22 protein-coding genes are annotated in these 26,086 nt (G+C 69.9%); 6 read left to right on the top strand and 16 right to left on the bottom strand.

Annotation, left to right across the window (positions count from 1 at the left end; translation table 11 throughout):
* Positions 1 to 61: 61 nt before the first annotated feature.
* Positions 62 to 1,225, bottom strand: coding sequence for an EcsC family protein (locus IR155_RS06590; protein WP_233441135.1), 1,164 nt, complete (start codon positions 1,223 to 1,225; stop codon positions 62 to 64).
* The gene (locus IR155_RS06595) at positions 1,222 to 6,237 is read right to left on the bottom strand and encodes a type ISP restriction/modification enzyme (RefSeq protein ID WP_167760721.1); all 5,016 of its coding nucleotides are present in this window, start codon (positions 6,235 to 6,237) and stop codon (positions 1,222 to 1,224) included. The genes IR155_RS06590 and IR155_RS06595 overlap by 4 nt, the downstream gene beginning before the upstream one ends.
* Before the next feature lie 70 nt (positions 6,238 to 6,307).
* On the opposite strand from IR155_RS06595, the gene IR155_RS06600 reads away from it, so the two are divergent.
* The 4 genes from IR155_RS06600 to IR155_RS06615 all read left to right on the top strand — a co-directional run bounded on the left by IR155_RS06600 (position 6,308) and on the right by IR155_RS06615 (position 9,594).
* A complete protein-coding gene (locus tag IR155_RS06600) occupies positions 6,308 to 6,607 on the top strand; it encodes a helix-turn-helix domain-containing protein (protein ID WP_167760722.1) in 300 nt (99 codons plus the stop codon).
* 62 nt (positions 6,608 to 6,669) lie between these two features.
* Positions 6,670 to 7,236: a GNAT family N-acetyltransferase gene (locus tag IR155_RS06605; RefSeq protein ID WP_135114052.1), complete on the top strand. Its 567-nt coding sequence runs from the start codon at positions 6,670 to 6,672 to the stop codon at positions 7,234 to 7,236.
* Positions 7,233 to 8,396: a CaiB/BaiF CoA transferase family protein gene (locus IR155_RS06610; RefSeq protein WP_135114053.1), complete on the top strand. Its 1,164-nt coding sequence runs from the start codon at positions 7,233 to 7,235 to the stop codon at positions 8,394 to 8,396. Before IR155_RS06605 ends, IR155_RS06610 begins: the two co-directional genes overlap by 4 nt.
* A gap of 37 nt (positions 8,397 to 8,433) precedes the next feature.
* Complete coding sequence (locus IR155_RS06615) at positions 8,434 to 9,594, top strand: acyl-CoA dehydrogenase family protein (protein WP_135114054.1); 1,161 nt, start codon at positions 8,434 to 8,436, stop codon at positions 9,592 to 9,594.
* Positions 9,595 to 9,738: 144 nt separating this feature from the next.
* Here the strand turns inward: IR155_RS06615 and IR155_RS06620 are convergent, their stop codons facing one another.
* Both IR155_RS06620 and IR155_RS06625 read right to left on the bottom strand, forming a co-directional pair.
* Positions 9,739 to 10,512, bottom strand: a complete 774-nt coding sequence (locus IR155_RS06620) for a carbon-nitrogen hydrolase family protein (protein WP_209306747.1) — start codon at positions 10,510 to 10,512, stop codon at positions 9,739 to 9,741.
* A gap of 4 nt (positions 10,513 to 10,516) precedes the next feature.
* On the bottom strand, positions 10,517 to 12,238 hold the full coding sequence (locus IR155_RS06625) for a flavin monoamine oxidase family protein (RefSeq protein WP_135114055.1): 1,722 nt from the start codon (positions 12,236 to 12,238) through the stop codon (positions 10,517 to 10,519).
* 78 nt (positions 12,239 to 12,316) lie between these two features.
* On the opposite strand from IR155_RS06625, the gene IR155_RS06630 reads away from it, so the two are divergent.
* A complete protein-coding gene (locus IR155_RS06630; RefSeq protein WP_135114056.1) occupies positions 12,317 to 13,477 on the top strand; it encodes a diacylglycerol/lipid kinase family protein in 1,161 nt (386 codons plus the stop codon).
* On the opposite strand, the gene cls is transcribed toward IR155_RS06630, so the two are convergent.
* Positions 13,458 to 14,912 carry a cardiolipin synthase gene (gene cls / locus IR155_RS06635; RefSeq protein ID WP_406917338.1) on the bottom strand — a complete coding sequence of 485 codons (1,455 nt, stop codon included), beginning with the start codon at positions 14,910 to 14,912 and terminating at the stop codon, positions 13,458 to 13,460. The two genes, IR155_RS06630 and cls, sit on opposite strands and share 20 nt — an antisense overlap.
* Positions 14,913 to 14,992: 80 nt before the next feature.
* Positions 14,993 to 15,175, bottom strand: a complete 183-nt coding sequence (locus IR155_RS06640; RefSeq protein ID WP_135114057.1) for a hypothetical protein — start codon at positions 15,173 to 15,175, stop codon at positions 14,993 to 14,995.
* A 121-nt stretch (positions 15,176 to 15,296) separates the two neighbouring features.
* Here IR155_RS06640 and IR155_RS06645 point away from each other — a divergent pair, with 121 nt between their 5' ends.
* Positions 15,297 to 16,427, top strand: a complete 1,131-nt coding sequence (locus IR155_RS06645; RefSeq protein WP_167760723.1) for a DUF4192 family protein — start codon at positions 15,297 to 15,299, stop codon at positions 16,425 to 16,427.
* 8 nt (positions 16,428 to 16,435) lie between these two features.
* Here IR155_RS06645 and lysS read toward each other — a convergent pair whose 3' ends face one another.
* The 10 genes from lysS to ftsH all read right to left on the bottom strand — a co-directional run bounded on the left by lysS (position 16,436) and on the right by ftsH (position 26,085).
* Positions 16,436 to 17,956: a lysine--tRNA ligase gene (gene lysS / locus IR155_RS06650; protein WP_135114059.1), complete on the bottom strand. Its 1,521-nt coding sequence runs from the start codon at positions 17,954 to 17,956 to the stop codon at positions 16,436 to 16,438.
* Positions 17,957 to 18,275: 319 nt separating this feature from the next.
* Complete coding sequence (locus IR155_RS06655; protein ID WP_135114060.1) at positions 18,276 to 18,977, bottom strand: DUF2520 domain-containing protein; 702 nt, start codon at positions 18,975 to 18,977, stop codon at positions 18,276 to 18,278.
* Positions 18,974 to 20,755, bottom strand: coding sequence for a PH domain-containing protein (locus IR155_RS06660; protein WP_135114061.1), 1,782 nt, complete (start codon positions 20,753 to 20,755; stop codon positions 18,974 to 18,976). Before IR155_RS06660 ends, IR155_RS06655 begins: the two co-directional genes overlap by 4 nt.
* On the bottom strand, positions 20,752 to 21,330 hold the full coding sequence (locus tag IR155_RS06665) for a PH domain-containing protein (protein WP_135114062.1): 579 nt from the start codon (positions 21,328 to 21,330) through the stop codon (positions 20,752 to 20,754). Before IR155_RS06665 ends, IR155_RS06660 begins: the two co-directional genes overlap by 4 nt.
* Positions 21,284 to 21,769, bottom strand: a complete 486-nt coding sequence (locus IR155_RS06670) for a DUF3180 domain-containing protein (RefSeq protein ID WP_135114063.1) — start codon at positions 21,767 to 21,769, stop codon at positions 21,284 to 21,286. Before IR155_RS06670 ends, IR155_RS06665 begins: the two co-directional genes overlap by 47 nt.
* A complete protein-coding gene (folK, locus tag IR155_RS06675; RefSeq protein WP_135114064.1) occupies positions 21,766 to 22,302 on the bottom strand; it encodes a 2-amino-4-hydroxy-6-hydroxymethyldihydropteridine diphosphokinase in 537 nt (178 codons plus the stop codon). The genes IR155_RS06670 and folK overlap by 4 nt, the downstream gene beginning before the upstream one ends.
* A complete protein-coding gene (folB, locus tag IR155_RS06680; protein WP_135114065.1) occupies positions 22,299 to 22,685 on the bottom strand; it encodes a dihydroneopterin aldolase in 387 nt (128 codons plus the stop codon). Before folB ends, folK begins: the two co-directional genes overlap by 4 nt.
* Positions 22,682 to 23,479, bottom strand: coding sequence for a dihydropteroate synthase (gene folP, locus IR155_RS06685; RefSeq protein WP_135114066.1), 798 nt, complete (start codon positions 23,477 to 23,479; stop codon positions 22,682 to 22,684). Before folP ends, folB begins: the two co-directional genes overlap by 4 nt.
* Entirely contained in the window at positions 23,476 to 24,060 is a 585-nt protein-coding gene (gene folE, locus IR155_RS06690; protein ID WP_135114067.1) for a GTP cyclohydrolase I, read from the bottom strand. Before folE ends, folP begins: the two co-directional genes overlap by 4 nt.
* Before the next feature lie 21 nt (positions 24,061 to 24,081).
* Positions 24,082 to 26,085, bottom strand: coding sequence for an ATP-dependent zinc metalloprotease FtsH (gene ftsH, locus IR155_RS06695; RefSeq protein ID WP_135114068.1), 2,004 nt, complete (start codon positions 26,083 to 26,085; stop codon positions 24,082 to 24,084).
* Between the last annotated feature and the right edge of the window lies 1 nt (position 26,086).

The raw sequence follows: 26,086 nt of genomic DNA on the forward strand, positions 1-26,086 counted from the left end.
TAGCGCGCGTGGGTGAGACCGACGATGTTCTGACCACGGGCGACCCTCGGCGCCATGAGGGTCAGTCGTCCGAGTCGTCCCGTGGCGGCTCTCCGGGCTCGTCGTCTTCCTCCGAGGCACGCTCAATCGCGTCCACGACGCTGATGACTTCGTCCTCGACGAGGTCCTCGCCTTCCACGGGCACGAGATCGATGGGGGCATCGTCGGCCAGGTGCGGGTACTTCTCGATGAGGAAGCGTCGACGGTACGCGAGGTCTGCTGCGTCGACGATCCCCTCGAGCGCCGCCCAGTTCATCGTTCCGCCGATGAGGATTCCGATCGCGGGCACGATCTTGCCCAGCCCCTGCTTGTAGAGGCGACCGCCGAAACTAGGTGCGAGCTTATGCACAACGCGGGCAACGAGACTCTCGTTCAGCAACACCTCCCAACTCCTGCCACGCATGAGGTTCTGAGTCAGCTTGGAGAGGTCACCGAGCGCCGCCATCTTCGAGGACGTCGAGGCGGCCGTGCCGAGGTTGATCACCGACAGGATGAACAGCTTCTCGGCGGGATCTTCCGGGTCGTATCCGTACTGCAGCGCGACATGACCCACAGCGCGAGATGACACTCCCAGGAGGAACGCTGCATCACCCGCCATGGCGCCGGCGATCACGCCGATGCCAGGTGCGGCTGCTGCCCCGGCACCGACGGTTACGACAGCCTGACTGCCTGTGACCAGGATGCCGGCCCCGACCCCGGACATCGCCGCGGCTGCTGGGTAGTACCAGCTCGCGCCGACGCCCCGAACCGTGTCGATCTGCTTCAGGTCGAGCCGGCGCAGGTGGAAGAGTTCCGATACGTCGTGCCCGCGCTTCCGATGCTTCTTGAGGATCCATGCCGGACTCAGGCCAACGCGCGCCAGCCGTGCGCCTGTCTTCTGCATTGAAGCGATCGCGTGCGGACCCCAATCGGCAACTTTCTCCGGCACCAGCTCGGCCGCCTTTGCGGCCCCTTTTCGCACCCCTCCCGCACCAGCCGCGAGCGCCTTCCTGCCCTTGTCCGCGACGCCGTTGACGTTGGGATGCCGCTCGAGGAAGGCGTCCGTCTTCGCCCCGACTGCTTTCGCTCCTGCCGCGACGCGCTCACCGATCTCCTGCCCGAACTGGGTCAGCGGCCGACCGCGGTAGGACTGGACGCGCTTCCACGCCTCGCGCTCATACTCGGAAAGCTCTTCAATGCCGTTCACTCGATCACCTCGAAGGTCGGGAGTTCTGCGATCAGGCGCTGCGTCTCGAGGCTGACCGTCACGAGCGAGCGGATCAGGTCGACCACGTAACGCGGATTCTCGTGCTCTCGGAGCCAGGCGTTCGGGTCGTTCACGATGCCCGAGGCCTTGTCGACGGTCACCTTATAGCGGTCGAGCACCCATTCGAGCGGGCTGCGGCCGCCGACCTTGTACTCGCTCTCCTTGAGCGGGATCCCCGTGATCGTGAGGTGCGCGTTGTACCGGATCGCCGTGTGGTCCTTGCGAGACACCCAGGCGAGCTTGTCGATGCGATAGAGCTCGTACGGATCCGTCGGCGGATCTATCGAGGTGATCTGCTCGCCGAGGTCGGCGGGCGCGACGGTCTCGTAGTCGACATGCAGATCGGCCAGCTCACGACCGATACGCGCGTAGTCCGCGAAGCCCTTCACGACCGGGATGCGTGGAAGCATCTTCTGCAGGTCAGCCGCGAACGTCTCGCGGTACGTCGGGTGATGCAGCAGCGCGTAGACCGAGTAGAAGATCTCATCCTTCGCCGCGGTGTCCTCCGCCGGCAGCGCCTCCCCTACGGCGGCGCGATAGCGGTCGAGGGTGGCGTCGGTGATGTTGTCGACGCGGCGGTAGCCGTCGACGACGTCGGCCGCGCCTTCGGCGAGGGAGGCGAAGTCAAAGCCGCCGGCCTCGGGACCAATAGTCGCCCAGGTGTAGCGCGGGAAGAGCTGGGATGCGCCACTGTAGTCGAGGCTCGGGATCGCAGTGACGACGTGCGGAAGCGTCGCCTTTCGCTGGTCAGTGCCGACCGCAATCGCTAGATTCTCGTGCGCTGCGGTCGGCCACATCGCGGGAATTCGATAGAGCATCTCCGTGAGCTTGGCGTGGCCGTCGAGGTACATGTGTTGTTTCGTGAACGGGCGGTACTGGGCACTCCGAAAACCATTGACGTCGATGACTGTGGCACGGTTGCGCTTCAGATCGGCCACATTCGGGCGCGACCACGCCCCGCGAGTCGAGTCGGCCGAGAGGATGCGTTCCGGCGCCCTATCATCACCGGCGGCGATGGCTGCCCACACGCGCTCCCGTTCGGCATTGAGATGGTCGACATGAGTGCGGATATTCGATCTCAGCTCCGGTTCCGAGAAGTTGAACGCCCACGCATCACGGTTTGTCTTGACGCCGTTAGAGAACTCGCGAAAAACCGCCGTGGTCTCCGCTCTGCGTTTGGTCGCCTTGTCACCAATTGGCGTCCATGTCCCGAATCGCTCGTCACGCTGGTTGATCCAGTCGCCCGCTTCGTTGGGAGTCACCACGTCGTAGGCGGTGCCTTCGATGGACCGCTCTGCAACGAGCCGGTCGATCTTCTCCTCACGACTCAGGTAGTCGCCGACGTCCGCGTAATGGATGCGGGCAGGGCCCGCGTGATCTGCGGTCTTCACGAGGATCGTGATCGCGACGCCAGTTTGCGAGCCCTCGCCAAAGACTTTGCCACCCTCGGCCTGCCAGTTCTTCACCCGCTGGTTGCCCCTCAGGTTGTAGACGATGACGTCCGAGAACTCGCCGCCCCAGGTCTTGCGCACCCCATCCGCCGTGCCGCCGTCGATGAAGCCGCTGTTCGAAACGAAGGCAATGACACCGCCCTCGGGACGCAGGCGATCCGTCGCCCAACGCAGCGCGCGGTAGTACGAGTCATACAGCCCGTTCTTGTTCGCTCCGCTCGACTCCTTCGCGTAAGTCGCCGCGATCCGACCGTCAATAAGCGAGTACTTCGCGTTCTGCGCGCCCTCGTTCGCGCTCGACTGACCGGCGCGGTACGGCGGGTTCATCACGATCACGTCGATAGGCGTCGCGCGCTGCGCCTCCACGCGGGCAGTGTTCTCAGGGAAGACGCTCAAGGCGAGTTCACTCGCCCGTTCGTCCATCGCGAAGGTGTCCGTCAGGGAGATGCCGGGGAAGCCGTCATCCGGAAGCATCGTCCCCTCGGGGAGCTCCCCCGCCGCCACGGCCTGGTCCACGCACTCGCGGAAGACGCTCTCGATGTTGACCGCGGCGATGTAGTAGCTCAGCAGCACGATCTCGTTCGCGAAGAGCTCGTGCTGGTACTTGCGGGCGAGATCCTGCGGCTTGATCAGGCCGGTCTGCGCCAGCCGGGTGAGGAACGTGCCGGTGCCGACGAAGGGCTCGAGGATGTTCACGCCCTCGTCACTCAGGTGCTTGCCGAAATGCTGGGCGAGCGCGGCGTCCGCCGAACGCAGGATGTAATCGACGACCTCCACCGGGGTGAAGACGATGCCCATCGCGTCGGCGAGCTTCGGGAACGCCTTCGAGAAGAACTTGTCGTAGAGCGTGACGAGCATCCGCTGCTTCGCGGTGACCGAGTCGAGGCCGCGGATGCGCGAGGTGACGCTCGCGTAGAACGCGTCGAGCGGCTCGCGCTCCTTCTCGAACGCGGCGTTCTCGTGGAACGTCTCGAGCACCCGCTCCATCGACACCGACACCGGGTTGTCGTTTGTGAACGACCCCTCGGGGAACATCGCCTCGAACACCGGCTTGGTGATCAGGTGCTGCGCGAGCAGTTCGATCGCCTCGGGCTCGCCGATGCTCGGCGTCACCGTCGCGCGCAGCGCCTTGACGAACGCCTCGAACGGCGCACGGTCGTTGCCCTCGGCGTTGATGTGCGCCGTGATCAGGGCGATGAACCGCTGGGCGATCTGACCGATGTCGCCGGCCCAGTCGTCCCAGTACATGCGGTCGCCGACCTTGGCGACGAGCTTGGCGAAGACCGAGTCCTTCCAGGCCGCGGCGCTGTCGATGAGACCGGGAAGCATCGGCTGGACGTGCGTCGGAGAACCCGATCCGGCGCTCGGCTCTGTGTCCGTGGGCGGATCGGTCGGGGCCTCGAACGGCGAGTCCTTGCGCGGCTTCGGCTTCGTCAGGCTGACGCGCTCGATCAGCACCTGCTCGGGCAGGTTACCGGTGACTTGTGCCCGCTGGATTGCGGCATCGAGACGCTCGTCGTGCGCGCGCAGCGCCTGAAGCACCTGCCAGACGACCTTGTAGCGCTCGTTATCGTTGAGGGCCTCCTCGGGCGAGATGCCGGCGGGGATCGCGATCGGCAGCACGATGTAGCCGAGGCGCTTCCCCTCGGCACGGCGCATGACGCGGCCGACCGCCTGCACGACGTCCACCTGGCTCTTGCGGGGACTGAGGAACAGCACGGCATCGAGGCTCGGCACGTCGACGCCCTCACTCAGGCATCGCGCATTGGTGAGCACGCGCGCGACCGGCTTGCCGAGCTCATCCTGCTCGGGCGCGGCCTTCAGCCAGTCGAGTCGCTCGCCGCGCTGCGTCGCGTTCATCGTGCCGTCGACGTGCATCGCCTGCACGGCGAGGTCGTCGGTCGGGTCGTCGTTGAGGAGATTGCGCAGGTAGCCGTTGGCGAGCACCTCGAAGTCGTGCGCGACGTTCTCCGACGTCTTGATGTCCTTGGCGAACGCGACAGCGCGCCGCATGGGCGACATATCCGAACCGAAGCCCTCGGCGACCTCGCCGGCGTTCCGCTTGGCGAGGGCGTTGTAGCAGCCCACCAGCTTCGCGATGTCGGTGATCTGCAGCTCGTGCCCACCGACCGAAAGATCCTTCTGGAGACCCTCGATGATGTCGTCCTCGCTGATTCCGAGGACGACAACCTTGTAATCGGTGAGCAGCCCCTTGCTCACCGCCTCGTCGAAGCCGATGCGGTACAGCACCTCGCCGTACAGCGCCTCGTCGTCCATGGAGACGAGCTCGGCATCCCTCTGCTTCGCCGCGTTCTTCACCTCGGGCGCGAAGATGCGCGGCGTCGCGGTCATGTAGACGCGCTTGGTGGCGGCGATGAAGTCGTTGTCGTGGATCTTGACGAAGTGCGACTCGTCCTCGTTCGTGAGGGTCACGCCCGTGGTGCGGTGCGCCTCGTCGCAGATGACGAGGTCGAACTCGTCACCTCGGATCCGCTGCGCCTCGGCGACCGCCTCGATCGACTGGTACGTCGAGAACACGACGGTGAGCCCGTCGTGCTGCTCATCGGTGTCGCCGAGCAGCTCGGCGAGACGCTTGCCGTTCGTGGTGGCGGGCGCGCCGAGGTCCTCCATCATCACGCTCGTGAGATCGTCGTTCTTCCGGCGACCGATGTTGGTGTCGGATCCGACGGCGAACGCCCGGAAGCCGAGCTCGGGATCCTTCTCCCGCGACCATTCGTCGAGCGTCTGCTGCAGCAGGGCGAGCGACGGCACCATGAACAGCACGGTCGCCGCTCCGCCGGCCCGCTCCTCAGTCCACCGTTCGGCGAGCTTCAGGGCCGTGAAGGTCTTGCCCGTCCCGCAGGCCATGATCAGCTTGCCGCGGTCGGCTCCCCCATCGGCCGGGAGTCCCTCGATCACCGCACGGATCGCGTCGTGCTGATGCGCGCGCAGCGTCTTGCGCTCATGCAGCGCCGGAGCCGCCTCCGGCTTCAGCAGCTCGTAGCTCGACCAGTCGATCAGGCTGTGACGCAGATCCTCGCGGCCGATGCGGCGCACGGGCTTGCTGCGGTTCTTCAGCGCCTCGGCCGCGTTCGCCGACCAGTCTCCGACGGTCGTGTCGATCACGAGCCCTTCGGTGAACGGCTCCCTGCCGAGCGCCTCGAAGAACGAGTCGAGGTCGCCCTTCTGCATCTTGTGACCGGCGGCATAGAACTTCGCCTGCACGGCCAGCAGCCCGCCACCCTGGATCTCGGCGACGATGTCGATCCCGGTGTCGGGCAGCCCGTTGCGTCCCGGCCAGTCCTTCCAGAGCCACACGGCACCGAGCTGATCCGCCCACAGCGGCTCTGCTTTCAGGTAGTGCGCGACGAGCTGCTCGAAGTAATTGCCCTTCATCCGGACGCTGTCGGCCAGACGATCGAATTCCCCGAGCAGAGCTTCCAGCGGGAACTCGAGTTCGAGGTCGGACTGCTCGGCGGAGGGCGCAAAAGTCAAGGGCACGACATGACGGTACATGTACCCGGTGACTTTCACTCTGGCACGTCCCACCGGGCACATTCAGGCTGATTCGGTGCCCCGCGTCCCGTCCCCCGCAGCCGCCGTCATCGGCGAGAACATCCGGGGTGCGCGCGCCGCGAGGAACTGGACGCAGGATGAGCTCGCCGCGGCGACCGGCATCGACTCCTCGAACATCCGCGCCTATGAGACGGGGCGCTCGCTCACGAACCTGCACTCCCTGATCCGGCTCTCGGAGGCACTGGGCGCCGACCCCGGGACGCTTCTCGAGGGCGTCACGTCGGAGATGTTCCTCACCCGCGCCGACGATGCCCGTCGCCGCGTGCACCGCGGACGCGCCGGCTCCGCGGCCTGACACGCCGCCGCGCCCGACGCGCCCGCGAACAGCGTGTGGGCGGCCCCCAATAACCTGTCCCCATGGACCCTCTCGACGCCGTGACCTGGCCCGTGCAGACCGAGCGGCTGTCGATCCGCAGAGCCGCGGCCGGCGACGCCGAGGCCGTGTGGCGCTGGCGGCAGCTGCCCGAGGTGGGCGAGTGGATCACCCGCGCACCCACCGAGTACGACAGCTTCCACGAGCAGTTCATCGACCCCGCGCGTCTGGCCATCACGCTGATCGTCGAACTCGAGGGCGAGCCGATCGGCGACCTCATGCTCAAGATCGAGGACGGCTGGGCCCAGGCCGAGATCCTCGAGCAGGGAAAGGGCGTGCAGGCAGAGCTCGGCTGGACGCTCGACCCCGCGTTCCAGGGCCGCGGCTACGCGACCGAGGCGGTCCGCGGAGCGATCGGCATCTGCTTCGGGCCCCTGGGCCTACGCCGCGTGCACGCCGGCTGCTTCGCGGACAACGAGCCGTCGTGGCGGGTCATGGAGCGGCTCGGCATGCGCCGCGAGGAGCACAGCCGCAAGACCGGCCTCCACCGCTCCGGCGTGTGGATGGACGGCATGAACTACGGCCTCCTCGCCGAGGAGTGGACCGGATGACCGCCGCACCGGCGTCCACCGCCCCGCTCGACGGCATCCTGGTCGCCGACTTCTCGCGCGTGCTCGCGGGCCCCCTGGCGAGCATGACCCTCGCCGACCTCGGCGCGCGCGTCGTCAAGGTCGAGCGCCCCGGCACCGGAGACGACACCCGCGCCTGGGGCCCGCCGTGGAGCCCGCACGCCGCCACCTACTTCGAGGGCGTCAACCGCAACAAGGAGTCCGTCGCGCTCGACCTGAAGGACCCGGCCGACCTCGACCGGGCGAAGCGGCTCGCGCAGCGCGCCGACGTCGTGATCGAGAACTTCCTCCCCGGCACGCTCGACCGCGTCGGTCTCGGCTACGACGATGTCGCCCGCGAGAACCCCGGCGTCGTCTACGTCTCCATCACCGGATTCGGATCGGCGGGCGGCGCGCAGCTTCCCGGCTACGACTTCGTGGTGCAGGCGATCGGCGGTCTGATGCACATCACCGGCGCGCCCGACGGCGACCCGATGAAGGTCGGGGTCGCCGTGGTCGACGTGCTCACCGGCAAGGACGCGGTCATCGGGGTGCTCGCCGCTCTCCGCCGTCGCGAGGCGACCGGCGAGGGATCCCGCATCGAGGTCTCCCTCCTCAGCAGTCTGCAGGGAGCGCTCGCGAACCAGGCCGCAGCGCACCTCGGCGCCGGGGCCTCCCCCACCCGCATGGGGAACATGCATCCCTCCATCGCGCCGTACGAGCTGCTCCAGTGTGCTGACGGCCCGCTCGCCATCGCGTGCGGCAACGACGCCCAGTTCCGGAAGCTCACGGAGGCGCTCGGGATCCCGGGCGCCGCGCAGGATGAGCGGTTCCGGACGAACGCGGATCGCGTCGCGCACCGTCCTGCCCTCCGCGACGCCCTCGAGACGGCTCTCGCCGCCGCGACCGCGGCCGAGTGGCAGGAGCGACTGACAGCCATCGGCGTCCCGGCGGGACAGGCAAGCGACATCGCCTCGGGCCTCGAGTTCGCCGAGCGGCTCGGCCTCGAGCCGACCATCGAGGTGCACGGCGCGGACGGCGCTTCGCACGGCCGGCAGGTGCGGCATCCGGTGCTCTGGGACCCGCCCTTCGAGGCGCCCCGCCGCGCGGCGCCCGCCCTCGACGAGCAGGGCGACGCGATCCGGTCCTGGCTCGACAGCTGATCCCGCGCAACGAGCCGCCCCGGGATATCGTGATCGGATGACCGGCCCCACCGACCTGCTCGACATCGACGACCTCCTCACCGACGAGGAACTCGCCACACGTGAGGCCGTCCGCGGCTTCGTCGACGAACACATCCGCCCGAACATCGCCCAGTGGTACGACAAGGCGCACTTCCCGACGGAGATCATCCCCGAGCTCGGCCGCCTCGGCCTGCTCGGCATGATCTACCAGGGCTACGGATGCCCCGGCCGCGGCGCGGTCGAGTACGGCCTCGCGGCGCTCGAGCTCGAGGCTGGTGACTCCGGCCTGCGCACCTTCGTGTCGGTGCAGGGCTCGCTGGCGATGTCCGCGATCTACAAGTTCGGCTCCGAAGAGCAGAAGAACGAGTACCTGCCCCGTATGGCGAAGGGCGAGCTCGTCGGCTGCTTCGGCCTCACCGAGCCGACCGCAGGATCCGACCCCGGCAGCATGAAGACCTTCGCGCGCCGCGACGGCGACGACTGGGTCATCGACGGCGCCAAGCGCTGGATCGGCCTCGCCTCCATCGCCGGTATCGCCGTGATCTGGGCGATGACGGACGAGGGCGTGCGCGGCTTCGTCGTGCCGACCGACACCCCCGGCTTCACCGCGACGCCCATCGAGCCGAAGATGTCGATGCGCGCGTCGATCCAGTGCGACATCACGCTCGACGGCGTGCGCCTCCCCGCCTCGGCCCAGCTGCCCGAGGCGCGCGGCCTGAAGGCGCCGTTCTCGTGCCTGAACGAGGCCCGCTACGGCATCGCCTGGGGCGTGCTCGGCGCCGCGCGCGACAGCTACCTCACCGCACTCACGTACGCGCAGGAGCGGGTCCAGTTCGGCCGCCCGATCGCCGGATTCCAGCTCACGCAGGCGAAGCTCGCCGACATGGCGGTGAAGATCACGCAGGGCCAGCTGGTCGCGCTGCGCCTGGGCCGCCTCAAGGAGCAGGGGAAGATCCAGCCGCACCACATCTCGGTGGGCAAGCTCGCGAACACGCGCGACGCGATCGCGATCGCCCGCGAGGCCCGCACGATCCTCGGCGGCAACGGGGTGTCGGCCGACTACTCGCCGCTGCGCCACGCGAACAACCTCGAGTCGGTGCGCACCTACGAGGGCACGGACGAGGTCCACACCCTCGTGCTCGGCCGCCACATCACGGGCCTCGAGGCGTTCCGCTGAGGGCCGGCGGGTCATCTCGACTCGCTTCGCTCGCTCGATAACCGGGACCGGTTGCTGAGCGAGCGCCAGCGAGCCGAAGCGACCTCGCCTGACGACCGGTTGCTGAGCGAGCGCCAGCGAGCCGAAGCGACCGTCGCCTGAGCCTCAGTACAGGTCGGGCCGGCGGTCCCTCAGGTACGGCTGCCCCTCGCCAACGAGGTCGGCGACGAGCAGGTCCTCGCCGTCGGGCGCGGCGAGCGCGAGCACGGCGCCATCCGGCCCGCACACGGTGCTGAGCCCCGCGTACACCTGCGATCCCTCGGCACCGCAGTAGTTCGCGTAGGCGACCGCGACGCCGTTCTCGTACGCCCGGGCCCGCACGAGAACGGTCGACACGAGCGCGTACGGCACCATGTTGGCGGTCGGCACAAGCACCGCCTCGGCGCCGTCGACCGCGAGCGACCGCACCGCCTCGGGGAACTCCACGTCGTAGCAGATCAGCATCCCGACGCGCCGTCCGCGGAAGTCGAACGCCGTGGGGCGCTCCCCCGGCGCGAACCGGTCGCTGTCGAGCCCACCGAACAGGTGCGCCTTGCGGTGCGCGCCGACCGACCGGCCGTGGTCGACGAGCTGCGCCGCGTTCGCGATCCGCCCGTCCGGAAGCAGCTCCGGATAGCCGTACGCGACCGCGACGCCCGTCCGGCGCGTGATCCCCGCGACCGCCTCGAAGATCGGCCCGTCGGCCGGCTCTGCCAGTTCGGCCGTCCGCAAGGCGCCGATGTCGTACCCGGTGACGAACATCTCGGGAGTGACGAGCACATCCGCCCCGGCCCCCGCCGCGCGCGAGGCCGCATCCGCCAGCCGGGCGAGGTTGCCCGCCACGTCGCCGGGCAGCGACCGGCACTGCCAGACGGCGACACGCAGCGGGCGGGGGCTCATCGGCCTACTCCGGCAGCGCCACGGGGGCGAGCTCGGCGAACCGGTCGCCGGGCCCGGGGTTCTCGGGCGACGAGGCGCCGCCGAAGTGGTGCATCACTCCCCACACCGCGTTCAGCGCCGTCTGCACGGCCCCCTCGGCCCACGCCGGGGTGAACGACACGTCGTCGCCCGCGATGAAGATGCCGCGCTCGGCATCGGGCGCCCCATCCTGCATGAAGTGCGTGTACATCCGGTGGTTGTAGCGGTAGTGCCCGGGGAGCGCGCCTTTGAACGCCCCGAGGAAGTACGGATCGTCCTCCCACGTCACCGTGACCGGATCGCCGACGATGTGGCTGCGGATGTCGACGTCGGGGTAGATCTTCGCGAGCGCGTTGAGCGCGAGGTCGACGCGCCGGTCGATCGAGTGCGGAAGCATCTTCAGCGAGTCGGACATCCACGAGTACGACAGGCAGATCACCGCAGGCTTTCCCGGCCCGTTGTCGAACAGGTAGGTGCCGCGCGTGAGGCGGTCGGTGAGCGTCATGCTCATGACATCGCGGCCGGTCGCGGGGTCGGTCCGCTTCCAGAACGGCTCATCCACCATCACGAACGTCTTCGTCGACTGCATGTACCGCGTGCGGTCGAACGCCATCCACATGTCCTGCGAGAACAGGCTCTCGTCGCAGTCGATCTCGGTGGTCAGCAGCCAGCTCTGGCACGTCGCGACGACCGCATCGTGGCGGCGGGTGGTGCCCCAGCGGTCCCGGACGTCGAACGCCTCGCCGTCCGCGGAACGACAGATCGCGGATGCCGCCGGCAGCGTCGCCCCGCCATGGAGCGCGGCGAGCGTCGTCCCCTCGGGCCACGGGCTCCCCGGCCGCACCGGCAGATCCCACAGCCCGCGCGGAAGCTGCTCGACGCCGCCCTCGATCAGGCGCTGGTCGGTGTCGCACTCGAGCACCGCGACGCGCAGGATCTCGAGCATCGAGTTGGGGAAGTCGGAGTCCCAGCCGCCCGTGCCGAAGCCGACCTGGCCGAAGGCCTCGCGGTGCCGGAACGACAGCTTCGAGAACGCCTTCGAGCTGGCGATGAAGTCGTAGAACGTGCGGTCGTCCCAGGTGCGGACGAGCTCGTCCCACTGGCGCTTCAGCCCGGCGGCGTCGCGGCGGCGGATGGCATCCTGAAGCCCGGTGAAGCCGATCTCCTCGAGCGCGGCATCCCACGCGTCCGACACCTCGCGGTAGAACTCCGGCAGGTCATCGAGCGTGCGCGCGTAGTGCGTCTCGCCCCACAGGTCGATGACCGTGCTGCCGGCCGCCTCGGTGAGGGGGTTCGGGAACGGCCGGTGCGTGAGCCCCAGCCGGTCGGCGTAGTGGAAGAAGGCGGCGCCCGAGCGGGGGAACCGCATGCCGCCGAGCTCGGCGACCGCGCCGTCGCCGCCCTCGAACCGGTGCGTGCGCAGGCGCCCGCCGATCCGCGTGGGCTCGTAGATGACGGGCTTGAGGCCCAGGCTCATCAGCTCGTACGCCGACACCATCCCGGCCAGGCCCGCGCCGATGATCGCGACCTCGCGGCCGTGCGCCTGCTCGGGGATCGCGCCGAGGCCCGCCCGGTGCGAGATCCAGTCGTCGAACGGGAACGGGAAGTCGGGCCCGAACATCGTCACGCCGGCGGGTTCGCCCGGGCCCGTGAGGAAGCCCTCGTCGGCGGACGGATCGTCGGTGGTCGCATCGGCGGCGGCGGTCATCGGCTCATCGTAACCGCGACTCGCCCGCTCATCGCGAGCCCCGCGCCCCGGCCGCACCCGGACCTCTAGGCTGACCGCATGCGCCGTGCCCAGCGACCGAAGGGAGACGAAGTGTCGTCCAAGGATCAGGAGCAGGACCTCGCCCCCGCCGACTCGACGGCGTCGTCGAAGCGGGCCGCGCTCATCTTCAACCCCGTCAAGGTCGACGGACCGGCGCTCTGCGCGCTGGTCGAGCGGCACTCGGCCGAGGCAGGATGGCAGCCGCCGCTGCTGCTCGAGACATCAGTCGAGGACCCCGGCCAGGCGACCACCCGCCAGGCGCTCGACGAGAACGTGGATGCCGTGCTCGTCGCCGGCGGCGACGGCACCGTCCGCGCCGTGTCGGAGGCGATCCGCGGATCCGGCGTCCCCCTCACGATCGTCCCGAGCGGGACGGGCAACCTGCTGGCGCGCAACCTGCGCCTGCCGCTCGACGGCCAGGAGGACGCGGTCGCCGGCGCCTTCGACGGCGACACCGTGGAGGTCGACATCTGCGTTGCGGCCATCCGCCGCCCTGACGGCCATATCGAGGAGCACGCCTTCGTCGTGATGGCGGGAATGGGCCTGGATGCCGCGATGATCGCGAACACCAAGCCTGAGCTGAAGAAGTCGGTGGGCTGGGTCGCGTACGTCGACGGCGCCGCCCGCTCTCTTGCCGGCGCCGAGCCGTTCCGCATCACGTTCGAGGTCGTGAAGAACCCGATCCGCCGCGGTCAGACCCAGGCGATCCCCACGTCGGCCCGCCTGCACACGGCGAAGGTGCAGAGCATCCTGTTCGCGAACTGCGGCGAGCTGCCGGGCGGAATCTCGCTGATCCCCGACGGATCGGTGCTCGACGGCGAGCTCGACGTCGCGCTGATGCAGCCGACGGGTCCCTTCGGGTGGCTCGGCGTGTGGCGCAAGGTGTGGTGGGACAACTCGGTGCTGCGGCGCACGCGCGCGGGTCGGGCGGTGCTCGAGCGTCGCGGCCGGGATGCGTCGGTGCGGTACCTGCGCGGTATCGCGGCCGAGGCGGCGACGACCGTCCCGCAGGAGGTGCAGCTCGACGGCGACGAGTTCGGCGAGGCGACGCGGGTCTCGTGCCGCATCGAGAAGGGCAACCTGCTCGTGAACGTGCCCAAGGGCCATGACGTGCGCGCGAAGCAGCCGAAGGCCGACGTGCAGGCCGCGACCCGCGGGGCTACTGCAGAGCGCTCGTGAGCCGCGCGAGGTTGTCGAGCACGGTCGAGCGCAGCGGCTGCTGAAGCCACTCGTCGAGCGTGAGCTCGCGGCTGAGGTCGCGGTACTCGGCCTCGACCTCGCGCATCTGCTGCACGAACTCCTCGCCGCGCACGAGCAGCGTGATCTCGAGGTTCAGACCGAACGAGCGCATGTCCATGTTGCTCGAGCCGATCACGGCGACCTCGTCGTCGATCGTCACGCCCTTTGTGTGGAGGATGTACGGCTTCGGGTAGAGCCAGATGCGCACGCCGGCGCGCAGCAGCGCCTCGTAGTAGCTGCGCTGCGCGTGGTAGACGACGGCCTGGTCGCCCTCCTCCGACACGAACAGCTCGACCTGCAGGCCGCGCTTTGTGGCCGCCGTGATGGCGAGCAGCAGGGCCTCGTCCGGCACGAAGTAGGGGCTGATCATGATGACGCGCTTCTGTGCCGCGTACAGCAGCCCGAGGAACAGCCGCAGGTTGTTCTCGACCTCGAACCCGGGCCCCGACGGCACGATCTGGCAATCGAGGTCGCCCGAGCCCGCCTCCATCTTCTTGAGGTCGATCCCCTCGGGCACCTCGCTCGCCTCGCTGAACCAGTCGGACAGGAAGACGGCGTTCACGCTCGACACGATCGGCCCGTCGAGGCGCACCATCAGGTCGACCCACTGCAGCCCGCGGCGGATGTTCGCGCGCAGGTTGTAGCTCGGCGCGGTGATGTTCTGCGAGCCGAGGAACGCGACGTCGCCGTCGACCACGAGGATCTTCCGGTGGTTGCGCAGATCGGGGCGCTGCCACTTTCCGCGCAGCGGCTGGATCGGCAGCGCGAAGCGCCACTCGGCACCCATCGCGTCGAGGCGCTTCAGCGTGCGGCGGTGGTAGGGCTTCGAGAGGTTCGCCCAGTGATCGAGCAGGACGCGCACCGGAACGCCGCGCTCGCGCACCTCCTCGAGCGCGCGGAAGAAGTCATCCGTGGTCTCGTCGGACTTGAAGATGTAGAACTCGACGTGCACGTACTCGCGCGCGCTGCGGATGGCGGCGGCCATCTCGGCGAGGCTCTCGTCGTAGTCCCGGATGAGGCGCGCGCCGTTGTCTCCCGTGAGCGGCATGGCGCCGAGCTCGCGGTTCATGCGCACGAGCGACGTGAACCACGCCGGCTCGTTGGGGCGCAGGCTGCCGAGCTCGAGGTACTCGCGCGCCTCGTGGATGTACTCGTTGATCTGCTGCTGCCGTCGCCGCCGGTGCCGCGGGAGCCTCGGGTTGCCGATCAGCAGGAACAGGAGCAGGCCGGGGATGGGCAGGAAGAAGATCGCCAGCAGCCACGCCATGCCTGCCGTGGGGCGGCGGTTGCGCGGGACGATGATGACCGCGACGATGCGGATCGTGAGGTCGATGACCGTGACCGCGATCAGCGACCACGACGGATCCAGGAACAGGTCCAAAGACACCCCTCTCGCGCGGTCGTCCCCAGCGTATCGGGGGCGTCGGACGCGGCCGGATCAGACGCGGCCGGGCGTCATTCCGCGGCGTCGCGGGGCGGGAGACCGCGCTTCGCGCGCTCCTCGGCCTCGATCCGCGCGTAGGCGCGACGCTCGGTGCGGTCGAAGCGCAGGATGCTGCGCAGCACGTACCAGAAGATCACGCAGATGACGACGGTCGGCAGGAGCGACCACACCACTGCCAGCCAGTATTCGTCCACACCTCAATGGTACGGCCGTCGGCTGTGTACAACCGCCGGATGACTCGTGCACAGGGGCATGAATGCCCTGTTCCCCTCCTTCACCCTGGGCCGGCCGGCGGGCCGCGGACAGGCTCGACGCATGACCTTGCAGCCCTCCGCTCCCAGCCCCGTGATCGTCCGTGCGGGCGACAGCGCTGAGTTCCTCTCGCTCATCCCGCATCTCGCGGGATGCCACCCGCGCGACAGCGTGGTGCTCGTCCCCTTCGCCGACAAGCGCACGCTCGGCGCGCTGCGCGTCGACCTGCCGGGCGCCGACGAGCCAGACCCAGCCGAACTCGCCGCGAGCTTCATCGGCTTGTTCACGCGTGTCCGCCACGCGAATCGGATCGCGATCGTCGTCTACACCGAGGACGGCTACCGCGACGAGCGGGGCCGGATCGCGCGCGCCACGTTCGTCGAGGCCCTCGTGCGGTGCGCCGAGGCGGCCGACTACGCCGTCGTCGATGCCCTGTGCGTCGCGGCCGATGCGTGGGGGTCGTACCTCGAGCCGGACGGCCCGTACTCGGGGAGCCCGCTCGACCTGATCCGCCCCGAGGACCTCGACTTCGGCGACGGTGCGCCGCTCGCCGACCAGCACGCCGGACTCGAGCTGCCGCCGAGCGACGCGGACGAGCGGGAGCGCGTCGCGCAGGCGATCCGCGCGCTGACGCTGAACCCCGCGGATCCGGAGCTCCCCCTCGCCTTCGAGGACGCCGTGACGAGCGACGTGGAGCTCTCCACGGAGGCGCTCGCACTGCTGGTCCTTGCGCTCGAGCGTCCGGCGGCCCGCGACATCGCGCTCAGCCAGTGGTGCGGCGACCTCGCGGAGGGAAGGGAGGTCCAGCAGTTCAACGTGTCCTGGCTGGAGGGGACGGCGTCCGACTTCCGCGGTCCGCTCCGTCTTGCCGGCGAGGGGCCGCGACCCGACCCCGTGCGACTCCGCCGCGCGCTCGAGGTCACCAAGAAGGTCGCCTCGGTCGCGCCGCCGCGCCTGCGCACCGGCGTGCTCGCCTCGACCGCGTGGCTGTGCTGGGCCCTGGGGTCGTCTACGCACGCCGCGCACTACGTGCGGCTCGCGCAGGAGATCAACTCCGCCCACGGGCTCGCCAACATCGTCGCGACGATGATCCGGCACGCGCATCTGCCGTCCTGGGCGCTCGACCGAGCGATCCCCGGGCCGCCGCCGAAGAACCGCGACGAGCGGCGCCGCTGGGCGAAGTCCCGGCGGTAGAGGCGGTGCTACTTGACGAGCGGGAAGAGGATCGTCTCGCGGATGCCGAGGCCCGTGATGGCCATCAGCAGGCGGTCGATTCCCATTCCCATGCCGCCTGTGGGGGGCATTCCGTGCTCGAGGGCACGCAGGAACTCCTCGTCGATCCGCATCGCCTCGTCGTCGCCGCGCGCCGCGAGCTTCGCCTGCTCGACGAACCGCTCGCGCTGGATGACCGGGTCGACGAGCTCGGAGTAGCCCGTGGCGAGCTCGAAACCGCGCACGTACAGGTCCCACTTCTCGACGACGCCCGGGATGGAGCGGTGCTCGCGCACGAGCGGGCTCGTGTCGACAGGGAAGTCCATCACGAACGTGGGGCGCGTCAGGTGCTGCTTGACGAAGTGCTCCCACAGCTCCTCGACGAGCTTTCCGTGCGTCACGTGCGACGGCACCTCGACGCCGTTGTCCTCGGCGAGCTTCAGCAGCTCGTCCATGCCGGTCTCCGGGGTGACCTCGACGCCCGCGGCCTCCGACAGCGACGGGTACATCGAGACGCGGTCCCACTCGCCGCCGAGGTCGAACTCGGTGCCGTCCGCCCACGTGACCGTGGTCGATCCGGCCACGGCGACCGCGGCGTTCTGGATCAGCTCCTGCGTGAGGTCGGCGATGCCGTTGTAGTCGCTGTACGCCTGGTATGCCTCGAGCATCGCGAACTCGGGGCTGTGCGTGGAGTCGGCGCCCTCGTTGCGGAAGTTGCGGTTGATCTCGAACACGCGGTCGATGCCGCCCACCACGGCGCGCTTCAGGTACAGCTCCGGCGCGATGCGCAGGTACAGATCGGTGTCGAACGCGTTCGAGTGGGTGATGAACGGACGCGCGGTCGCGCCACCGGGCTGCACCTGCAGCATGGGCGTCTCGACCTCGACGAAGTCGTGGCCGGCGAACGTTGCACGCAGGCTCGCGTTCACCGTGGCGCGGGCGCGCACGGTGGTGCGGGCGGTGTCGCGCACGATCAGGTCGAGGAAGCGGCTGCGGACGCGGCTCTCCTCGTTGAGCTCGGTGTACATGTTCGGCAGAGGCAGGATGGCCTTCGCCGCGATCTCCCACGCCGACACCATGATCGACAGCTCGCCGCGGCGGCTCGAGATCATCTCGCCCGACACCGCGACGTGGTCGCCGAGGTCGACGAGCTCCTTCCAGCGCTGCAGCGAGTCGTCGCCGACGTTCGCCAGCGACACCATCGCCTGGATGCGCGATCCGTCGCCCGACTGCAGCGTCGCGAAGCAGAGCTTGCCGGTGTTGCGGCTGAACACGATCCGCCCGGCGACCGCGGCGGTCTCGCCGGTCTCGGCCCCCGCCTCGAGGTCGCCGTAGTCGGCACGCAGCGCCGGGATCGTGTGCGTCACCGGCACCGACACGGGGTATGCCCCGCCAGCCGCGGTCTCGCGCTCGGCGATGAGCCGCTCGCGCTTCGCCAGCCGCACGGCCTTCTGCTCGAAGATGTCCTCTTCGGTGGGCTCGGGCGCGTTCTCGGCGGGCGTTTCAGGCATGTGCTCAATCCTATGCGGGCCCCGGTTCCCGTTTATCTGAGAGGACTGGTCGAGCCGTCACGGCCTGTACGCCGGTCCCGGCATGTACCCCTGTGCGAGCGAAGCGAGCGTGGAGCGAAGCGACTGCCGACCACCTCGAAAACGCAACGCCCGTCGGCGGATGGAGCGCAGCGACAGCCCGCGATTCCAGAGCCCCGGCGCGAAGCGTCGGGCGAAGGATCGCGCACGCTCACTGCACTACCCCGCGAAGCGGGAAAAGAAGCACGCTCGCTTCGCTCGCAAAGGGGCACAGCCGAAACGCGGGATGAAACCCCATTCCCTACTCGTCGGGGGGCAGGATCACCGTGGGCGACGCCTCGGCGAGCGCGTGGTCGACCGTCGAGCGCACGAGGGCCGAGAGGTAGCCGCCGGGATTCTCGACGCCGATGCCGCGGAGGATGCCGGTGGCCTGATGGACGATCTGCCGCGAGAACTCGGACGCGGTCGCGATCGCCTCCGCGTACGCGGCGCGATCCTGCTCGGCGACGACGACCGGCTCGCAGCCCAGCTCGACGGCGATCGCCTGCGCGATCGGCAACACGGCCGCCGGGGCGGTCACGGCGGCGTAGGACGCCGCGAGCTGACGGAGGTCGATGCTGGTGCCGGTGAAGGCGACCGCCGGGTGCACGGCCAGCGGGATGGCCCCACGCTCGGCCGCCGGACGCAGCACCTCGATCCCGTGCGCGGCGTCGGTGTGGAGCACGAGCTGCCCCACCTGCCAGGCGCCGAGCTCGGCGAGGCCCGAGACGAGGCCCGGCAGCTCGGCGTGCGGAACCGCCACGATCACCAGCTCGCTGCGCCGCACGACCTCGAGGGCGTCGAGCACCGGCACGCCGGGCAGGATCGCCTCGACGCGCTCGTCATCCGACCCGCTGGTGATGCCCGTGAGGGCGTGACCTGCTCCGGCGAGCGCGGCGCCGACAACCGGGCCGACCCGCCCGGCGCCGATGATGCCGACCCCGAGGCGTCCGTCGCGGTTCATGCCCGGGGCTCCTCGCTGCTCCCGAGCGGGGCGGGCGGCACCGGCGCGGCAGGCACGACAGGCGGGACGGGCGCGGCCACTGGCCAGTCCTCCTCCGGCACCGTCTCCTCGACGGGAGCGAGGTGCTGCAGCCACCGGTGCGACTGGTCGGCCGCCGCGGCGGCGACCGCTCCGCGGCTGACGTCCTCGAGCAGCCCGATCACGTCGTCGCGCTCGAGGCCGACGACATGACCGAGCACCGGGCCCTGCACCGTGTGCACCTGCACCGCCGCGACGCGCTGCCAGCGGTCGATCGGCCCCTGCTGGATCGAGATCCCCTGCAGGCGCGCGAGCGGGAACAGCGCGAGCTTGCGCCACACCACACCGCGCCGCAGCACGAGCGCGTACGGGGTGAGCGCGAAGCCGTGGCGGCGCCACGACACCGGCCGGCGCCACCAGGCGCGGCGCGCCATCGTCCGGTACGGGTCGGGCGCGTCCGGCACGGGGCCGAGCATTCCGTGGTCCCACAGCAGCGGCCAGTCCTCGCGCGGCACACCGGGCAGGATCAGCGACAGCACCCGCTCCACGTCGGCGCGCGTCCCCACGGGCAGCACCGTGTTGAACTGCTGCGCGGTCCCCGACTGCTGCTGGGCGGCGCTCTTGCCGCTCATCCGGTTGATCTTGATCGCCCACCAGCCGAACGGGCGCCACAGGATCGACTGCGTCACCTCGACCGCGAAGATCCGGCCGGGAGGCAGGGTCTCGGTGATGGTCGTGAACAGGCCGAACGTCACCCGCACGCCGTCGGGCGTCGGCGCGATCGCGTAGCGGAGCGACTTCGAGATCTGCGACCACGTGATCGCCACGGCCGCGAACGCCATCGGGATGCCCGTGCCGAGCCCGACGCCGATGGTGATCACGGTCCCCTCGGTGCCGTCGGTGCTCAGCAGCAGCGGAAGCAGCACGCTCGTTCCCCAGATGACCGCGAACAGCACGAGCCACAGCGCCCCGTGAAGCAGCTGCGCGGCGATCAGGCGGCCGGCGGGGATGTGGACGACGCTCTCGGGCGCGACATCCGCGCGGTCGACGCCGTCGATCATCCCGACGACGCCCTGGTTCAGGGCATCCACGAGGCGCGCGCGCGGAGCGACTCCGGCCGCCTCGTCACGCGCGGCCTGCCGCGCCGCGCGGGCGCCGGACGCGAGCCGCAGGATGTCGCTGCGCACCTGCTCGGCACGATCCGTCGAGAGGTACTCGAGCCCGACGTTCGCGTCGGTTCCCGCGCCGACGACCTCGAGCTTGGCCATGCCGATGATCCGCGCGGGGAACGGCCGCGTGAGGTTCACTCCCTGCACCCGGTCGAGCGGTGCCCGGCGGTGCGAGCGGAAGACGATTCCCTTCCGCACCTCGACGTCATCGCCCGTGATGCGGAACTGGTGAAAGCGCCAGACGACCCAGAAGGCGACGATCAGCACCACGAGCACGGCAAGGAGGATGCCGAGCCCCAGCAGGATCAAGTTGTTCTCGAAAAGGAAGCCGAGGAAGTCACCCTCGCTCGGGTCGATCTCGTCGTCGTCGAGCTCCCCCGGCGCGACGATCGAGATGAACCAGAACACGGCGTGGTCGCGGAAGTTCGACAGCACGATGCCGGCCACGATGATCAGCACCAGGCCGCCCTGGAACAGGGGCGTCAGCGGGTGAAGCCGGTGCCAGCCGCCGTCCGCGAGCGAGGACGAGCCGCCGTCGGCAAGCGGCTGCTGCTGCGCCGGCTGCGGAGCGGTGGTCTGCGGATCCGTCACAGGCCCGTCCGTCGCGTCTCGGCCACGTGGATCAGGGTGTCGCGCAGCGCCTCGGAGGCCTCGCGGCCGAGCCCGGGGATCTCGACGCCGGTCGTCGCGGCGGCCGTGACCATCTTGAGCTTCGCGATCCCGAACGCCCGATCCATCGGCCCGTGGGTGATGTCGATCAGCTGCATCCGGCCGTACGGAACGGCGATCATCCGCTGCCACAGGATGCCCTTGCGGAACACGAGGTCGTCGGCGCGCAGCATGTAGCCGAGGGCGCGGGCCTGACGCGGCAGGACGATCTGCGTGATGAGCGTCGTCAGGATCAGGACGCCGCCCGGCAGCCACGGCCACCAGTGTCCGAGGATCAGCCAGGCGGCGATGACCGCGGCGAGCACGACCACCAGGAAGATCCCGTTCTGCACGGTCTGCGACGCGACGTACTTCGGCGAGATCTGGTGCCACTGGCCGTCGAGCTCCAGGCGCCCCGCGCCGCGCGGCTCGCGGATCGCGGTGTACGTGCCCTGGTCGAGCACCGGCGGGTCAGTGCGCGGGCTCTCCGGGCTCGGCGTCGTCTCGATCTCGCTCATCAGGATCCTTCGGCAGGCTGCAGAAATGCTCCGCGACCAGGGCCGCCACCACCAGCACGGCACCCGCCGCGATTGTCGCGATGGTCGTCGTCATCGAGCCTAGCCCGGGGGTCACCGGTCGCGTCGAGACGTAGAGGACGAGGCCGAGCGCTGCGCCGAGGAACGCCGCGCCGACGAGGCTCGACGCCTTGGCGAGCATGGCGATCCGGACGGCGCGGAACGGATCCACGCGCGGGGCGTCCGCCGAGCGCACCGACCGACGCACGGGCCACGCGAGTGCCAGCGTGATCGCGCCGAGCAGCACGAGCAGGATGGGCAGGCCCACGGCGGGCGAGAACGTCGGCCGGCCCGACAGGGTGAGCAGGTGATCGACGAGGAATCCGACGCCACCGCCGAGCACGGCGGCGACGATCAGGGCGAGGGGTGACGTGCGGGTCATGCGCCTTCTCCGCGCAGGGCCGCCAGGAGGTCGGCGACGCGTCCCCGACCGGGGAGGACGGCATCCGGATCCACCTCGAGCCAGGGAGCGAGGACGAAGTCGCGCTCGGCCGCGCGCGGATGCGGCAGCTGCAGCCTCTCGTCCTCGGACACCACGTCGCCGTACGCGATCAGGTCGAGATCGAGGGTGCGGGCGCCCCATTTCTCGCGGCGCTCCCGCCCGTGCCGGGCCTCGATCGCGTGGAGCATCCCCAGCAGCACCGACGGCGCCAGGCGCGTGCGCACGAGCGCCACGGCGTTGAGGTACGCGGGCTGGGATTCATCCGGCCCCTCCAGCGTCAGCGCGACCGACTCGATGGGCGTCGACGCGGTCACCTCGTCGACGAGCGGCAGCCGACGCAGCTCGGCGAGCGCGTTCTCGAGGGTCGCCTCGCGGTCCCCGAGGTTGGCCCCCAGGGCGACCACGGCCGTGACCGTCGCGCGCGGCTCGGCCGTCGGCGACGAGCCCAGCGGCATACGCAGGTTTCGGCTCATCCGTGTGTCCCGTGGTCTTCCCGGGTCGCGTGGACGGTGACGGCGACATCCTGGAACTGCGCCTGGATCGGCGCGTGCGGCTTGTGCACGGTGACGGCGAGGAAGTGGACGCGCTCGTCCTCCATCACGGCGCCGGCGATGCGGTGCGCGAGGGTCTCGATGAGGTTCACCGGCTCGCCGCCGACGATCGCGACGACCTTCTCGGCGAGCTCGCCGTAGTGCACGGTGTCGGCGACGTCGTCGCTCTTCGCGGCCTTCTTGGTGGACACCCCGAGCGCGAGGTCGACGACGAACTCCTGCCCGTCCTCGCGTTCGAAATCGAAGACGCCGTGGCGCCCGAAGGCGCGCAGGCCCGTCAGGGTGATCGTGTCCAGCGAGCTCATCCCCATCCCTCCCATGCCTCCATGACCGCGATCGCGTCCCGCGTGGAGGCGACGTCGTGAACGCGCACCGCGTGCAGGCCGTGCCGCGCGGCGAAGGCGCTCGTCACGGCCGTCGCGAGATCCTTGCGCTGCTCGGATGCATCCTCGCCGAGCGCGGTGCTCAGGAACCGCTTGCGGGAGGTGCCGATCAGCACGGGGAACCCGAGCCGGCGCACCTCGTCGAGCTGACGCAGCAGCGTCCAGTTCTGCTCGCCGGCCTTCGCGAACCCGATACCGGGGTCGACGATGATCCGCTCGCGCAGCACGCCGGCCGCGAGCGCGTCCTCGCTGCGATCGCGCAGCTCGGCGGCGACCTCCGCGCCGATCCGGTCGTAGGCCGCGTTCGCGTACATGTCCGCCGACGGCCCGCGCCAGTGCCCGAGCGCGACGAACGCCTGCGCCTCCGCGACGACCTCCAGGATCTCCGGATCGGCGAGGCCACCCGCGACGTCGTTGACGATCCGCGCGCCGGCGGCGAGCGCCGCCCGCGCGGTCTCGGCGCGATAGGTGTCGACGCTGACCACGGCACCATCGGCCGCGAGCGCCTCGATCACAGGCAGGATACGCCGGATCTCCTCCTCGGCCCCGATGGGCTCGGAACCGGGCCGCGTCGACTCGCCGCCGACGTCGAGGACGTCCGCCCCCTGCTCCCGCAGCATCCGGCCGTGCGCGATTGCCGCGGCCGGGTCGAAGAACCGCCCGCCGTCGCTGAACGAGTCGGGCGTGACGTTGACGATGCCCCAGATCTGCGTCATGAGCGCCCCAGGAGCGCGATGATCTCCGCGCGTGCGGCGGGCTCGGCGAGTTCGCCGCGGGCCGCGATCGTGACCGTCGAGCTGTCGCTCTGGCGCGCGCCGCGCATCGTCACGCACTGGTGGGACGCCTCGAGCACCACGAGCACGCCGCGGGCATCGAGCGAGGACGCGATCGTGTCGGCGATCTGCTCGCCGAGGCGCTCCTGCACCTGCGGGCGGGCGGCGAGGACCTCGACCACCTTCGGCAGCGCGCCGAGTCCCACGACCTGCTCGCCCGGCAGGTACGCGATGTGCGCGTGCCCCGCGAACGGCAGCAGGTGGTGCTCGCAGATCGAGCGGAACCGGACGTCCCGCAGCATCACGGCGCCCGACGGCAGCGTGTCCGGAGCCGGTCCGTGCGCGACGCTGATCGTGTGCGAGAGCGGCTCGGCCGGGTCGCCGCCAACACCGGCGAAGAACTCCGTGTACGCGTCCGCGACGCGCTCGGGGGTCTGGCGCAGACCGGGACGATCCGGATCCTCGCCGATCGCGACAAGCAGCTCCCGTGTCAGCGCGGCGACGCGCTCCCTGTCGACTGGCACCGGCTCATCCTATGGCCGAGGTCAGGCGGTGGCCGGGCGGGCCTGGCCGGTGGCCGGGCGCGTCACGGCGGCCTTGGCCGTCTGCTCGGCGGCGGTGGATGCGGCGACGCCGACCTGCTCGGAGCGGCGCGGCACCTGCACGGGCGGCAGCTGCGAGACGGGGCGCTCCTCGCTCGAGAGCCACTGCGGGCGCGGCGGCAGCTTCTTGACGTCCTTGAAGATGTCCTCGAGCTGCACGTGGTCGAGCGTCTCGTGCTCGAGCAGCGCCAGCGCGAGCTTGTCGAGCACGTCGCGGTTGGCGTTGAGCACCTCGTAGGCCTCGTTGTGGGCCTGCTCGATGAGCCCGCGCACCTGCTGGTCGATGCGCTCGGCGACCCGCTCCGAGTACTCGCGCCCGTGACCCATGTCGCGGCCCATGAACACCTCGCCGCTGGACGAGGCGAGCTTCACGGGGCCCACGTCGGTGGTCATTCCGTACTCGGTGACCATCTTGCGGGCGATGCCGGTGGCCTTCTCGATGTCGTTCGACGCGCCGGTTGTCGGGTCGTGGAACACGATCTCCTCGGCGACACGGCCACCCATCGCGTAGGCGAGCTGATCCTGCAGCTCGTTGCGCGTGACGGAGTACTTGTCCTCGAGCGGCAGCACCATCGTGTAGCCGAGGGCCTTGCCGCGCGGCAGGATCGTGATCTTCGTCACGGGGTCGGTGTGGTTCATCGCCGCCGCGGCGAGAGCGTGACCGCCCTCGTGGTACGCGGTGATGAGCTTCTCCTTGTCGTTCATCACGCGGGTGCGGCGCTGCGGGCCGGCGATGACACGGTCGATCGCCTCGTCGAGCGCGCGGTTGTCGATCAGCTGCGCGTTCGAGCGGGCCGTGAGCAGCGCCGCCTCGTTCAGGACGTTCGCGAGATCCGCACCGGTGAAGCCGGGGGTCTTGCGCGCGACGACCTCGAGGTCGACGCTGTCGGCGAGCGGCTTGCCGCGCCCGTGCACCTCGAGGATGCGGCGGCGACCGGCGAGATCCGGCGCGTCCACGCCGATCTGACGGTCGAAGCGGCCGGGACGCAGCAGCGCCGGGTCGAGGATGTCGGGACGGTTCGTCGCCGCGATGACGATGACGTTCGCCTTGGGGTCGAAGCCGTCCATCTCGACGAGCATCTGGTTCAGGGTCTGCTCACGCTCGTCGTGACCGCCGCCCATGCCGGCGCCGCGGTGGCGGCCGACGGCGTCGATCTCGTCGATGAAGATGATCGCGGGCGAGTTCTCCTTGGCCTGGTTGAACAGGTCGCGCACGCGGCTCGCGCCGACGCCGACGAACATCTCGACGAAGTCCGAGCCCGAGATCGAGTAGAAGGGAACGCCCGCCTCACCCGCGACGGCACGCGCGAGCAGGGTCTTTCCGGTTCCGGGAGGGCCGTACAGCAGCACGCCCTTCGGGATGCGGGCGCCGAGCGCCTGGTACTTGGCCGGGTCCTTCAGGAAGTCCTTGATCTCCTGCAGTTCCTCGAGCGCCTCGTCGGCACCGGCGACATCCGCGAACGTGACGTCCGGGTGCTCCTTGTTCGCGAGCTTCGCGCGCGACTTGCCGAACTGCATGACCTTGCCGCCGCCGCCCTGGGCGCTCGACAGCAGGAACCAGAACAGCACACCGAGCAGCAGCATCGGCAGCAGCAGCGAGATCAGCCCGTCGAACCACGTGGCGCGCGGCACCGCGTCGTTGAAGCCGTCCTTGGGGGCGGCGCTCTCGACCGCGGCGACGACCTCGTCGGCGCGGGCGGTGACGTAGTAGAACTGCACGTCGGTCGCACCCTCGTGCGCCTCGGAGAGGTGCAGGTCGACCCGCTGGTCGCCGTCGGTGATGAGCACCTTCTCGACGGTGTCTCCGCCGAGCAGCTCGAGACCCTCCTGGGTCGTCACCTGCTTCGTGCCGGTGAGGCTCGAGATCAGCGAGAAGCCGACGACGAGAAGCACGCCGATCAGCAGGATGTAGATCAGCGGATTGCGTGTGAGCTTCTTGAAGTCCATG

Origin of the sequence: Microbacterium paludicola (genome assembly GCF_015235415.1) — a bacterium.
In the GTDB taxonomy this organism is placed as follows: Bacteria; Actinomycetota; Actinomycetes; order Actinomycetales; family Microbacteriaceae; genus Microbacterium; species Microbacterium paludicola.

What these genes read in the sequence shown, in the direction of transcription:
- ftsH (WP_135114068.1), bottom strand. Translation starts at nt 26,085, where the DNA reads ATGGACTTCAAGAAGCTCACACGCAATCCGCTGATCTACATCCTGCTG.
- IR155_RS06655 (WP_135114060.1), bottom strand. Translation starts at nt 18,977, where the DNA reads ATGAACCGCGACGGACGCCTCGGGGTCGGCATCATCGGCGCCGGGCGG.
- folK (WP_135114064.1), bottom strand. Translation starts at nt 22,302, where the DNA reads ATGAGCCGAAACCTGCGTATGCCGCTGGGCTCGTCGCCGACGGCCGAG.
- IR155_RS06645 (WP_167760723.1), top strand. Translation starts at nt 15,297, where the DNA reads ATGACCTTGCAGCCCTCCGCTCCCAGCCCCGTGATCGTCCGTGCGGGC.
- IR155_RS06605 (WP_135114052.1), top strand. Translation starts at nt 6,670, where the DNA reads ATGGACCCTCTCGACGCCGTGACCTGGCCCGTGCAGACCGAGCGGCTG.
- IR155_RS06665 (WP_135114062.1), bottom strand. Translation starts at nt 21,330, where the DNA reads ATGAGCGAGATCGAGACGACGCCGAGCCCGGAGAGCCCGCGCACTGAC.
- IR155_RS06630 (WP_135114056.1), top strand. Translation starts at nt 12,317, where the DNA reads ATGCGCCGTGCCCAGCGACCGAAGGGAGACGAAGTGTCGTCCAAGGAT.
- folP (WP_135114066.1), bottom strand. Translation starts at nt 23,479, where the DNA reads ATGACGCAGATCTGGGGCATCGTCAACGTCACGCCCGACTCGTTCAGC.
- folB (WP_135114065.1), bottom strand. Translation starts at nt 22,685, where the DNA reads ATGAGCTCGCTGGACACGATCACCCTGACGGGCCTGCGCGCCTTCGGG.
- lysS (WP_135114059.1), bottom strand. Translation starts at nt 17,956, where the DNA reads ATGCCTGAAACGCCCGCCGAGAACGCGCCCGAGCCCACCGAAGAGGAC.
- IR155_RS06620 (WP_209306747.1), bottom strand. Translation starts at nt 10,512, where the DNA reads ATGAGCCCCCGCCCGCTGCGTGTCGCCGTCTGGCAGTGCCGGTCGCTG.
- IR155_RS06670 (WP_135114063.1), bottom strand. Translation starts at nt 21,769, where the DNA reads ATGACCCGCACGTCACCCCTCGCCCTGATCGTCGCCGCCGTGCTCGGC.
- IR155_RS06610 (WP_135114053.1), top strand. Translation starts at nt 7,233, where the DNA reads ATGACCGCCGCACCGGCGTCCACCGCCCCGCTCGACGGCATCCTGGTC.
- IR155_RS06615 (WP_135114054.1), top strand. Translation starts at nt 8,434, where the DNA reads ATGACCGGCCCCACCGACCTGCTCGACATCGACGACCTCCTCACCGAC.
- IR155_RS06625 (WP_135114055.1), bottom strand. Translation starts at nt 12,238, where the DNA reads ATGACCGCCGCCGCCGATGCGACCACCGACGATCCGTCCGCCGACGAG.